The sequence below is a fragment of the Mesorhizobium sp. M0140 genome (genome assembly GCF_040322475.1).
Lineage (GTDB): Bacteria > Pseudomonadota > Alphaproteobacteria > Rhizobiales > Rhizobiaceae > Mesorhizobium.
The window spans coordinates 39,099-51,105 of record NZ_JAMYTM010000031.1 but is presented as its reverse complement, the minus strand read 5'-3'; the positions used below and the strand labels follow the sequence as shown (position 1 = coordinate 51,105).

General features: G+C 59.9%; 10 protein-coding genes and 1 riboswitch. Of the genes, 9 read left to right on the top strand and 1 reads right to left on the bottom strand.

Annotated elements, in window-relative coordinates; translation table 11 throughout:
* The first annotated feature begins 891 nt into the window (after positions 1 to 891).
* Positions 892 to 1,644 (top strand): SDR family NAD(P)-dependent oxidoreductase, encoded by a 753-nt coding sequence (locus NKJ37_RS25655; protein ID WP_023747627.1) that lies wholly within the window; start codon positions 892 to 894, stop codon positions 1,642 to 1,644.
* Between the two features lie 11 nt (positions 1,645 to 1,655).
* Here the strand turns inward: NKJ37_RS25655 and NKJ37_RS25650 are convergent, their stop codons facing one another.
* Entirely contained in the window at positions 1,656 to 2,324 is a 669-nt protein-coding gene (locus tag NKJ37_RS25650; protein ID WP_032904552.1) for a GntR family transcriptional regulator, read from the bottom strand.
* A gap of 849 nt (positions 2,325 to 3,173) precedes the next feature.
* Between NKJ37_RS25650 and hemA the strand changes: the two genes are divergently transcribed.
* The 8 genes from hemA (at position 3,174) to NKJ37_RS25610 (ending at position 11,832) form a co-directional block, all read left to right on the top strand.
* Positions 3,174 to 4,385, top strand: coding sequence for a 5-aminolevulinate synthase (hemA, locus tag NKJ37_RS25645; protein ID WP_023747629.1), 1,212 nt, complete (start codon positions 3,174 to 3,176; stop codon positions 4,383 to 4,385).
* Positions 4,386 to 4,955: 570 nt separating this feature from the next.
* Positions 4,956 to 6,260: an ATP-grasp domain-containing protein gene (locus NKJ37_RS25640; protein WP_023778385.1), complete on the top strand. Its 1,305-nt coding sequence runs from the start codon at positions 4,956 to 4,958 to the stop codon at positions 6,258 to 6,260.
* A gap of 223 nt (positions 6,261 to 6,483) precedes the next feature.
* A riboswitch (TPP riboswitch) is annotated at positions 6,484 to 6,600 on the top strand.
* A gap of 103 nt (positions 6,601 to 6,703) precedes the next feature.
* On the top strand, positions 6,704 to 8,539 hold the full coding sequence (gene thiC, locus NKJ37_RS25635; RefSeq protein ID WP_352775529.1) for a phosphomethylpyrimidine synthase ThiC: 1,836 nt from the start codon (positions 6,704 to 6,706) through the stop codon (positions 8,537 to 8,539).
* A complete protein-coding gene (gene thiO / locus NKJ37_RS25630; protein ID WP_352775528.1) occupies positions 8,536 to 9,537 on the top strand; it encodes a glycine oxidase ThiO in 1,002 nt (333 codons plus the stop codon). The genes thiC and thiO overlap by 4 nt, the downstream gene beginning before the upstream one ends.
* Positions 9,506 to 9,703, top strand: coding sequence for a sulfur carrier protein ThiS (gene thiS, locus NKJ37_RS25625; protein WP_023685606.1), 198 nt, complete (start codon positions 9,506 to 9,508; stop codon positions 9,701 to 9,703). The genes thiO and thiS overlap by 32 nt, the downstream gene beginning before the upstream one ends.
* Position 9,704: 1 nt before the next feature.
* The gene (locus NKJ37_RS25620; protein ID WP_352775526.1) at positions 9,705 to 10,478 is read left to right on the top strand and encodes a thiazole synthase; all 774 of its coding nucleotides are present in this window, start codon (positions 9,705 to 9,707) and stop codon (positions 10,476 to 10,478) included.
* Positions 10,475 to 11,080 (top strand): thiamine phosphate synthase, encoded by a 606-nt coding sequence (locus tag NKJ37_RS25615; protein WP_352678411.1) that lies wholly within the window; start codon positions 10,475 to 10,477, stop codon positions 11,078 to 11,080. Before NKJ37_RS25620 ends, NKJ37_RS25615 begins: the two co-directional genes overlap by 4 nt.
* The gene (locus NKJ37_RS25610; protein WP_352775540.1) at positions 11,071 to 11,832 is read left to right on the top strand and encodes a hydroxymethylpyrimidine/phosphomethylpyrimidine kinase; all 762 of its coding nucleotides are present in this window, start codon (positions 11,071 to 11,073) and stop codon (positions 11,830 to 11,832) included. The genes NKJ37_RS25615 and NKJ37_RS25610 overlap by 10 nt, the downstream gene beginning before the upstream one ends.
* The last annotated feature ends 175 nt before the right edge of the window (positions 11,833 to 12,007 follow it).

The following is a 12,007-nucleotide window of genomic DNA, read 5'->3' as shown; positions in this document are numbered from 1 at the left end:
CAAATCGTCATAGGGTCTTTAGGGAGGAGATGTGCCCAGTGCATTCGCGTGCTGCAACAGCCGCGCTGAACCGCACCGCAGCGTGCCATAACACGCTGCGGTCGGATGATTGTTGAAATGACGGTTCCCGCGCACGACCGTGCCGCTTTCCAACTTCTCTCGTCTGGCGCTTGCCAGCCTGAGTTCTTCCTAGAGGTCGGCGCCCGGATTGCGGGTGTTGTCTTGCGACTTCATTCTCCCGGCAGCCGGGCAAAGGCCCGCAACGTGGAGGCTTCTAAATGGAACGCGGGTTCCCGATGCTTAGTGGGTGGTGCTGCTGAGCAGGGGCAGGGCAGCACAGCCCCCGCCGGCAAGCCGTCGCGGCCGGTTCCCTTGATGGCGTGCCGGCGCAAGTCCCGCGTCACCAGGCTCGTAAATCGCGATGCACGTCAAGCCATTGCGACATGGTTTTGCCAGCTGAGAGGCCGATCCCGTGTGCGGCGAACAGTCGAAACACTGATTGGTCGGTGTGCGTTCTTGGCGTATTGTGCAGCACTTCTGGCATTACTGGCCTTGCGGGGGTGACGAGTCGGTCATGCGACAGTATGGATGTCCCTATCGGAATAGCCGGTCCGCCTTATCGGTCGTCACACCCGCATATTGCTCCGCTTCTAGGGAACACCCCATCACGCGAGGAAAGACATGGCCACATGCGCAGTATCGCCAATCTAGCCGTTGGGCCGACGGCGCGGCGCTTGGGCCAGTCCACCGGCTTTAACCTGCGTCACAACTTGATCCACTGATCCTAGGTGACGACAACGTTGTTCGTCATGATTTGATGGGGCGGGGATTGGCCCAAAAGCGAGCCCCCCAAACTGTGCGGTTGCCAAATACGCAATGGAGTGAATTGGAATGATCATCGTAACAGGCGCCACGCACGGGATTGGGCGGGCCTGCGTGGAGAAACTTGCGTCTGCCGGTTCCAGAGTGGTGGCGACCGGCCGAGATGCAGAAGCGGGCGCGGCGCTCGAACGCGCCAATCACGGTGTCACGTTCGTTGCCGGTGACATCATCCGTGAAGACGATTGCCGCCGTGTCGTCGACCGTGCGCTTGAACTTGGCAACGGCCGGCTCGCGGGGCTCGTGAACAATGCCGGCATGTCGAAGCGCATTGCCTTCGCCACCGCCACCCAGGACGATTGGGATGAGATCCTTGCGGTTAATGCACGCAGCGTCTTTTTCTTCATCCGTCATGCGCTGGACGGCTTGCGGCTCGGGAGGGGTTCAGTCGTCAACATGGCCAGCATCGCCGGAAAGACGGGCGAAGAAGGGCTCGCTGCCTACTGCGCCTCAAAGGCCGCGGTCATCGGGCTGACGCAGGCACTCGCGCTGGAGTTCGGCGAGGAGATCCGCTTCAACGCTGTCTGCCCCGGCCAGATCGAAACACGCATGATGGGCAACATCATAAGCGATGCACTGCGCAAGAAGCAGCTCGAACTGCGGATCCCTGCCAACCGCTTCGGTGCCCCTGAAGAGATCGCTGATGTGGTCGCTTGGTTACTTTCGAATCAATCGAGCTATGTCAACGGCACGGTCGTGACTGTAGACGGCGGGGAAACAGCCGGCCTGCGCACACCGCGCGTCGCGCAGATCGATGGTGCTTAGGGCAATTCAGCTCAGCCGGAGCCGCGCTCGTCGAAATAGCGCAGAAAACCATGTGAGCCTCGCTGGATGTCGTTCTCGATCGCCTCGCGGGCCCTCTTCCTGTCGCCAGCCCTCAAGGCCTCGATGAGATGGTCATGTTCTTCCGCGCCGGTGTACCCGCGCGGAATTTCCCGGTCGTAAACGTTAAGGATTGGACCCATCGAGGCCCACATGCTTTCGATCTGTCCGATCAGCATCGGCATACGCGACAGGCGGTAGACGCCGAAGTGGAAAGCGCGATTGGAGGATCGCGCTTCCTTGATATTACCGGCCTTATGGCTCTCTACAAATGAGGCGCGGAAGGTCTCAAGCTGTTCGAGATCGGCGGGGGCAAAATGGTCGGCAGCGTGTTCTGCCGCAAGCCCTTCAAGTGCCACGCGGATCAGCTTGATCTGAATGTAGCGCGCGCGGCTGAGGTCTGGCACCGCGGCGAACCTGCCGGAGCGCAACTCGAGCGCCTGCTCGCTGACGAGCCGCAGACAGGCTTCGCGCACCGGCGTAATGCTGGTTCCGAGCTGCTCGGCAAGATCCTGCATAAGGAGACGATCGCCCGGCGCGAAATTGCCGATGATCAAGCCATCCCGCACCTTGCTGTAAATCCGCGCGGACAGGCTGCCCATCTCCTCGGGCTGCATCTTCATAGGGCCCATGGGACTCCCCTCGTCTCTGCTGCAGATGTACGGAAATGTCGATTGACGCGTTTCACTACGTTTATAAGTTATAATCGCTGCCTATATTTTGTTACTCAGCGGCAGACAAGTACGTGCACGTTAATTGTCTGCAGCAAACATGTCGGTTTTCATAATTATTTGTGAAATTTTGTTTCATATAAAAACAAGGAGACCCTTCTTTTCCGATTCTGACAATGGAATGTGACGACAGAAAAAGGCGCGATCTCATCTGCGTGGCATGAGTTGGTGTGCGAGAGATGATGACATCTGAAGGAGCCGGGAAGCTTACATGTCAATTTCCAGTCTGATGGGCAGAAATTTCCGATTCTGAGGCGACTCCGAACCGGCTGGACCGACGATGACGACGGCACCGTCAAGATGATCCGGCAGGCCAGCAAGTCCAAAAGCTGCGTATGGCGTTTGCAGAGCGTTTCGCCGCCGAAGGGCTTCAAGGGCTGTTGCGCGACAAGACGCGGCCCTCGCGCATTGCGGCTCTCGGGCCGAAAGCCCGCCGAGCGCAGCTCTGACAAGGCCGCGACAGGAATCGAACGACGACTGGCCAGAATTATGAAATCCCTTGCGACACTATGCAATTTCAAACATTTCAGTAACAAATAGATTTAACATTCTCTTCACTTGCACTTTGGGGCGCGTTACCCGAATTAGCTGGAGCGGCCGAAACCCCCGCAAGATCAAGCGCGTAGTCGAAATCCAATCTTGCTGGTGCTTGTCGAGGGATGCGACGCGATGGGCCGGCGCAGGTGCGCTGTGAAGCAGCACTGAGCGCGCCGAAAAACGGCTTCCCAACAGGAGATTGATTTGGATTATGTGCAGTATTTCGCCGGAAGAATCGAGCAACTCAAAGGCCGTGGCGGGTATCGTGAATTTGCCGATCTGGAGCGTCAGTCTGGCAACTTCCCAAAGGCCTGGCTCAATAGGCCCGACGGCCGAAAAGAGATAACCATTTGGTGCACTAATGATTATCTCGGTATGGGGCAGCACCCCAAAGTGCTATCGGCAATGAAGCGCGCCATCGATGCCAACGGCGCAGGATCGGGAGGATCCCGCAACATTGGTGGCACCAACCATTATCACGTGTTGCTCGAGCGGGAGCTTGCAGGTTTCCACAATAAGGAAGCAGGATTGATTTTTGTTTCCGGCTTCAGCTCAAACGATTCATCATTGAGTACATTGGCATCTTTGATGCCGGACACAATTATTTTTTCTGACGAGCACAACCACGCTTCAATTATTAGTGGATGCCGCAACAGCCGGGCCGAAAAGCGCGTCTTCCGGCATAACGACGTTGCGCATTTGCGGGAGCTTCTGCGCAGTGTAAATCCTGCAAGACCCAAGATCATTGTTTTTGAATCGGTATATTCAATGGACGGTGACATTTCACCGATCAAAGATATCTGTGACATGGCGGACGAATTTGGCGCAATGACGTTTCTGGATGAAGTTCATGCATCGGGAATGTACGGTCCGAAAGGCGCCGGCATTGCCGCGGAACTTGGCATCATGGATCGTCCAACCATCATCGAAGGAACGCTAGGTAAGGCGTTCGGCTCGATGGGGGGTTATGTGACCGGACCTGCCTCCATTGTTGACAGCATACGAAGCTTCTCGATCGGTTTCATTTTCACCACGGCGCTTGCGCCAGCCCTAGCGGCTGGTGCGCTGGCAGCGCTGCGCCATCTTCGCGATTCAGATTCAGAACGAATTGATCTGCACCGGAAAACGAAACTTTTAGTCGGACTGCTGAAAGAGGCGGGCATCCCCGTCATGCCGACCCGAAGCCACATCATTCCTGTGCTTATTGGTGATCCATTCCGTTGCAAGGAAGCGTCCCGCCAGCTTCTAGATCAGCATGGAATATACGTTCAGCCAATTCTGGCGCCGAGTGTTCCGGTGGGAACCGAGCGGTTCAGGGTGACGGTTACGCCTGCCCATAGTACGACAGATATTCGGACGTTCGTCGATGCGCTCAGGCAGGTTCTGCAGCGGGACAATCTTGGCAAGGCTGCCTAATGTAAATGCTGGGAACGACAGGGCGCGCAGCCTCAGACCTGATTATATCAGCCGGGCTCGCCGAGGTGGAAGCGGCGGTCCGCGATCCGGTTCTGACGCCCGATCGCATCTTCGAATGTCAACGGAAAGCAGTTCCGTAACCCGCAATGACAGCTTTCGCGATCTTAAATGATGTGACTCCATGATTGAATGGGGCCGTTTGACGACTCGCTGCTTACACATCGGGCCGGTTCCAGATTCAGGGCTCACCATGAGCCGGTATGACCAGAGCGCATGTTCTTGTGCTGCGAGTTTGATGTGGCTTGGCGTGCCCTACCCGAGGGGTAGGTCACGCCCAGGCCCACGGGATCACACACCAACCCCAGCTAACCTGGTTTGAACGGAGCAAGCCTCCGACGCCGCCCTAATCAACAACGCTGCAACAGATCCTTCAAATCAATTTACAAGATTTTTACAACCGTCAGTCGTTGACAATGGTACGGCACCGCGAGTCTGAGGTCCGGCACGGCCATAAAAGTGACGCCGGTACCCTCGGACCGCCGCCAGCACGCAACATCGGGATTAACAGCAATGGTAAGAAGAAGAGCGCTCATATTGGTCGAAGGCCATAGGGGTACTGGTCAGCTATACGTCCAAGCGGCTCAGTGTCTTGGTCTTCATCCAATTACTCTGACGGCTGATCCACCTCGGTACGACTATCTTTCGGCGGAAAACGTTGAGGCAATCCGTGTCGACACTGGCAATCTCGAAGCGTTGGTCCGCGAATGTTCGCGGCTGCGTGCTACCCACGACATTGCTGGCATTACTGGCTTTGCCGGGGACCATGAATCGATCTATGCGACAGTTGGCAAGCTTTGCCGGCATTTCGATCTACCGGGACCGAACCCTGAATCGATTGAACGAAGCTGCGACAAATTCAAGCAACGCCAACTCCTCGCGCAGGCCGGCGTTCCAATACCGGCTTATCGGTTGGCAACGAATGCGGCGGAGGTAGAAAGCTCGGCTGCAGAGATCGGCCTGCCCGTGATTCTTAAGCCGGCAGTAGGCAGCGGCAGCATCGGTGTCCGATTGTGCCGCAGCCTCGAAGACGTAGCCGAACATACGACCTATCTATTGGGCGGAAAGCACATATGGCGGTCTACACCGAAAATACTCGTCGAAGAATTCGCACAGGGCCCGTTCTATAGCATTAATGTTATGGGGAATGAGGTCGTTGCGATTTGCGCCAATGACTTTGGTCCCCTCCCCCATTTCGTCATACGTGAGGTGACATATCCGGCCCTGCTAACCGATCAGGAGCGTGAGCGCATCGCCGATGTTTCGCTGAGCTGTTTGCGGGCTCTCGGCCTTGGCTGGGGGCCAACTAACATTGAACTCCGGTGCACGAAACGCGGTCCAGTTGTCATTGAAGTCAATCCGCGTCTTAGTGGCGCGCCCGACCCTCAACTGGTCCAGTTAGCTTACGGTGTCGACCTCGTCACCGAGCACATCAAGCTTGTCATTGGCGAGGAATGGGATCTGCGCAAAAAGCATTCACATACTGCGGCCGCGCGATTCCTGCTTCCTGATCAAGATGGCACCCTGGACTGGATTGGTGGCGACACTCAGGCAGCTGCTATATCAGGTGTGGCCGAGGTCAAATTGAATGTTGAACCCAAGACACCGATCGTCAGGAAGGGGGATTTCCGAGACTGGATTGGACATGTCATTGCCACTTCGCCCAGCCGTGCTGAAACCGAGGGCGCCCTTCAGCGAGCGGTCGACTTGATCGATTGGTCGATCACCCCTTTTCCGGCGACAATAGGAGGTGATCGAGAGCACGATGTTTGTGGGGCGTTCGGGCGGCCCACCAGTTCTGTTCCGATCAGGCATTGACGGCTTAAGATCCTTGAAACGCAGCAGTTCCGTCTACGTCAATGTCACATCAAGTTTGACGAGGCAAATGCAGCTTTGGCCACACCTGCCCTATCTCCCGCGGAACTTCTCCGCGACCCGTGGCGAGGCCGTCGGCCCAATTTGGGCCCAATTTGATTGCCGCCCACCGCCGCCGCAGGACGAACATGCGCTTGACAAGACAACCCCGGCCCGTTCAACCTGAGGCATTCACCAGGGGAGTCCCGGCAAGGGGCTGAGATACTGCTGGCTTTCGCGGCGCAGTGACCCGTTGAACCTGATCCAGTTCATACTGGCGTAGGGACGGTGCAAGCGCTTTGCGGGAGTTTACGCCCGAGGTCCTGTTTCGGCAGGTCGACAGAAGCGTCTTTTCATCCTTCCGGCACAGAACTGGGTCTCCAATGCATGAGCAAAGGAGCCTCAAGATGAATGCCCTCACCCCAGCCGTCTCAACGGGACCGCTGCCTGCTTCGCGTAAGATCCACAAGCCCGGTGCCATCCACCCGCAGATCAGGGTGCCGATGCGCGAAATCTCCGTCCATCCGACAGCCGGCGAACCGCCCGTCACCGTCTACGATCCGTCGGGCCCCTATACCGATCCGGCTGTCGAAACCAGCATCGAAAAAGGCCTGGCCCGGCTTCGCCACGAATGGATCTTGGCGCGCGGCGATGTCGAGGTCTGCGACGGCCGCCATGTCCGGCCGGAGGACAACGGATTCGCGACGGGCGAACGCCTGACGCCAGAATTTCCCATCCGCCACCGACCGCTCAGGGCCAAAGCAGGCAAGGCGGTGACGCAGCTTGCCTACGCGCGCGCCGGCATCATCACACCCGAAATGGAGTTCGTCGCCATCCGCGAGAACCTTGGTCGCGAGATCCTGCGCGGCAAGCTTGAGCGCGACGGCGAGGCTTTCGGCGCGACGCTGCCCGATTTCGTCACGCCCGAATTCGTCCGCGACGAGGTGGCGCGCGGACGGGCGATCATTCCCGCCAACATCAACCATCCCGAAAGCGAGCCGATGATCATCGGCCGTAATTTCCTGGTGAAGATCAACGCCAATATCGGTAACTCCGCCGTCACATCGTCGATGGCTGAAGAGGTCGAAAAAATGGTCTGGGCGATCCGCTGGGGCGCGGACACGGTGATGGACCTGTCGACCGGCCGCAACATCCACAACATCCGCGACTGGGTCGTGCGCAATGCGCCGGTGCCGATCGGTACGGTGCCGCTCTATCAGGCGCTGGAAAAGGTCAACGGCATCGCCGAGGATCTGAACTGGGAGGTCTACCGCGACACGCTGATCGAGCAGGCCGAGCAAGGCGTCGACTATTTCACCATCCACGCCGGCGTGCGGCTGCATTACATCCCGCTGACCGTCGACCGGGTGACGGGTATCGTCTCGCGCGGCGGCTCGATCATGGCCAAATGGTGCCTGCACCATCACCGGGAAAGCTTCCTCTACGAGCATTTCGAGGAGATCTGCGACATCGCCAGAGCCTACGACGTCTCCTTCTCGCTCGGCGACGGCCTTCGTCCGGGCTCGATCGCCGATGCCAACGACGCGGCGCAGTTCGCCGAGTTGGAAACGCTCGGCGAGCTGACGCAGATCGCCTGGGCGAAGGATTGCCAGGTGATGATCGAGGGGCCTGGCCACGTGCCGATGCACAAAATCAAGGCGAACATGGACAAGCAACTCGCCGTCTGCGACGAGGCGCCGTTCTATACGCTTGGACCGCTGACGACCGACATCGCGCCGGGCTACGACCACATCACCTCAGGCATTGGCGCCGCGATGATCGGCTGGTTCGGCACCGCCATGCTCTGCTACGTCACGCCCAAGGAGCATCTCGGCCTTCCCGATCGCAACGACGTCAAGATCGGCGTGATCACCTACAAGATCGCCGCCCACGCCGCCGACCTGGCGAAGGGCCATCCGGCAGCGAAAGTCAGGGATGATGCGCTTTCCCGCGCGCGCTTCGAGTTCCGCTGGGAGGACCAGTTCAACCTGTCGCTCGATCCCGAAACCGCGCGGTCCTTCCACGACCAGACCTTGCCCAAGGAAGCGCACAAGGTGGCGCATTTCTGCTCGATGTGCGGACCGAAATTCTGCTCGATGCGAATTTCCCACGACATCCGCGCCGAGGCGCAGAAAGAGGGCATGGCGGCGATGGCGGCGAAATACGGCGAGGGCGGTGATCTCTACCTGCCGGCGGACGAGACCGGCGCACCGCTCATACCTCAGCCACGTGAGCCATCATGAAGCTCTTGGTCAAAGGAGCGGGCGTTGCTGGCCTCACCGCCGCCTTCGAGTTCGCCGCACGCGGCGCGGCGGTTACCGTTGCCGAGACAAGGCCTGCCCTTGGGGGCAATGCGTCGTGGTTCGCCGGTGGCATGTTGGCGCCGTGGTGCGAGCGTGAAAGCGCCGAGCAGCCGGTGCTGGATCTCGGAAGCGACGCCGCCGACTGGTGGGACGCCGCAACGCCAGGCTTGGTAGCACGACGGGGAACGCTGGTCTTGGCCGCGCCGCGCGATGCGGGCGAGCTCGACCGGTTCGCCAGCCGCACGACGGGCTATCGGCGTGTCGAGGAAGATGAAATTGCGCTCCTGGAACCCGACCTCGCCGGCCGCTTCCGGCGTGGATTGCTCTTCCCCGACGAGGCTCACCTCGACCCACGCCAGGCGATGGCGGCACTTCATGACAAGCTCGCGGCCACGGGGGTCGAGTTCCGCTTCGGCGCCGACGCCCGGCCTGTTTCGGGTTTCGCCCGTCAGATAGACTGCATGGGAATGGCAGCGGCCTATGACAGGCTGCGTGGCGTTCGCGGCGAAATGCTGATCCTTCGCACGCCTGATGTCTCGCTGTCGCGGCCGGTCCGTTTGCTGCATCCGCGCTTTCCGCTTTATGCCGTGCCGCGCACCGATCACCGTTTCATGGTTGGTGCGACGATGATTGAAAGCCAGTCCGCCGGACCAATCACGGCGCGCTCCATGATGGAGCTTCTGGGTACCGCCTATGCCCTCCACCCGGCCTTTGGCGAGGCCGAGATCGTTGAAACCGGTGTCGGCGTCCGCCCAGCCTTTCCCGACAATTTGCCGCGCGTCGAAACGAACGGTGAAATCATCGCGATCAACGGCCTCTATCGTCACGGTTTTCTCCTGGCTCCCGCCATGGCGCGCCAGGCTGCCAAGCTGGTTTTCAGTCAAGACAGAACCAAGGAGCTTGCTCATGAAACTGATGGTCAACGGCGAAGCGCATGAGGTTGCCGCCACCACGCTGGCCGAGCTGCTTGCCGCGCTTGACTATGAGGGCGATTGGCTCGCGACCGCCGTCAACAACGACCTCGTGCACAAAGCCAACCGGGCGGAATTCCAGTTGAACGACGGCGACCGGATTGAAATCCTCTCGCCCATGCAGGGCGGCTAGCATGTTCGACCTTCTTGGAACGACGCTTCCCTCCCGACTGCTTCTCGGCACGGCTCAGTATCCTTCGCCGGCCATCCTTGCCGATGCGGTCAGGGCATCGGGCACGGCGGTGGTGACCGTCTCGTTGCGCCGTGAGATGGCAGGCGGCAGGGCCGGCGAAAAATTCTGGTCGTTGATCCGATCGCTCGGCGTCAGAATCCTGCCCAACACTGCTGGCTGCCACTCCGTCAAGGAAGCTGTCACGACTGCGAAGATGGCGCGCGAAGTTTTCGGTACCAACTGGATCAAGCTCGAAGTGATCGGCAACCATGACACGCTGCAGCCGGATGTTTTCGGCCTGGTCGAAGCCGCCCGCATCCTGTGCGAGGACGGCTTTGATGTATTCCCCTATACCACCTACGACCTCGTCGTCGCCGAGCGACTCCTTGCGGCGGGCTGCAAGGTCTTGATGCCCTGGTGTGCACCGATCGGTTCCGCCCTCGGGCCGGTCAACATTCCGGCCCTGCGCTCAATGCGCGGGCATTTCCGGGGCGTTCCGCTGATTGTGGATGCGGGGCTCGGACGGCCGTCGCACGCGGCGACTGTCATGGAACTCGGCTTTGACGCCGTGCTCCTGAACACGGCGGTCGCCAGGGCGGCCGATCCGGTCGGCATGGCGCGCGCGTTCGGCAAGGCGGTCGAGGCCGGTCGTGAAGCTTTCAGCTCCGGAATGCTCGAACCGCGCGACGTCGCCATACCATCGACACCGACCATCGGCAGGGCAGTATTTTCATGAAGCTCGATCCCTTCTACCTGATCCTCGACAGCGCCGCCTGGATCGAACGGCTGGTGCCGCTTGGCGTTAAGATGGTTCAGTTGCGCATCAAGGATAGGGACGAGGCCACGCTGCGGACGGAAATCCGCCGCGCGAACGGCGTCTGCGCGGTCCATGGTTGCCAACTGATCGTCAACGACTATTGGCGCACGGCAATCGAGGAAGGCTGCGACTTCGTCCATCTCGGCCAGGAGGATTTGGCTGCGGCCGACCTGCTGGCGATTAAGTACGCCGGATTGAAGCTCGGGCTTTCCACGCACGATCATCTCGAACTGGAAACGGCCATCGCTGCCGAGCCCGACTATATCGCGCTCGGCCCCATCTATCCCACCATCCTGAAGCAGATGAGATGGGCGCCGCAAGGGCTCGAGCGGATCAGCGAGTGGAAGCATAGGGTGGCGCCGATCCCATTGGTCGCCATCGGCGGCCTCAACCCCGACCGGCTCGACGGTGTCTTCGAGGCCGGTGCGGACACCGCGGCGGTGGTCACCGACATCACGTTTAATGCCGATCCCGAAGCGCGCACGCGAGAATGGATCGAAAAGACAAAGCCATGGCGCTGAGGCGAGAACCGCATGTGCTCGTGGTCGGCGGATCAGACTCCAGCGGTGGGGCTGGAATTGCACGCGATATCGAGATGATCTCTTCCATTGGCGTGCGCACCTGCCTTGCTGTCACCGCGCTAACGGTGCAGACGCACCATGCGGTCATGGAAATCCACTCTATGCAACCCGGTCTGGTGGCCGGTCAGATGCGTGCGGGGTTGCAGGCCAACAAAGTGGCGGCCATCAAGATCGGCATGCTCGCCACGGTGGAGATCGTCATTGCGGTTGCCGGAGTGCTGCGCGAAAATCCGCAGGTGCCGGCAGTGCTCGACCCGGTGCTGGCGTCGACGTCAGGCCGGGCGCTCCTGGAAGCCGGCGCCATCGCCGCCCTGAAATGCGATCTGATGCCATTTTGCCGTCTGGTCACCCCCAATCTCTTCGAGCTGGCACTCCTTGTTGGCTCGGAGCGGGCAGTGGATGAGGACGGCGTAGTGTGGCAAGGCCAAGAATTGCTGGCAGCCGGCGCGCGGGCTCTGCTGATCAAGGGCGGCCATGCATCGGGACCGCAATCAACCGATATTCTGTTGCGCCCCGATCACGAACCAGTCCGCTTTGACACGCCGCGTCTTGCCGGATCGATGCGCGGGACGGGCTGCATGCTGGCCAGCGCGATTGCGGCACATCTGGCGAAGGCGCAATCAATCGAGTACGCCGTGCGCCAGGGCAAGCTCTTTGTGTTAGAAAAGCTTCGGAAAACCCCAGCCGAATAGCCGTAGAGCCGGCTCAAGCGTTCAGCGGCTGACGCTGAAAGGGAAGCCGTAGCCCTCCTGCCCTTTTTTCACAGGGCGTGACGGGATGAGGCCGCTTTGCAGATCGGAATTCAGCGGCGCCGAGACAAGCTGGCCTGCCAGGCCGGGAAAGTAACGGGACTCTTCCTGCGGCGAA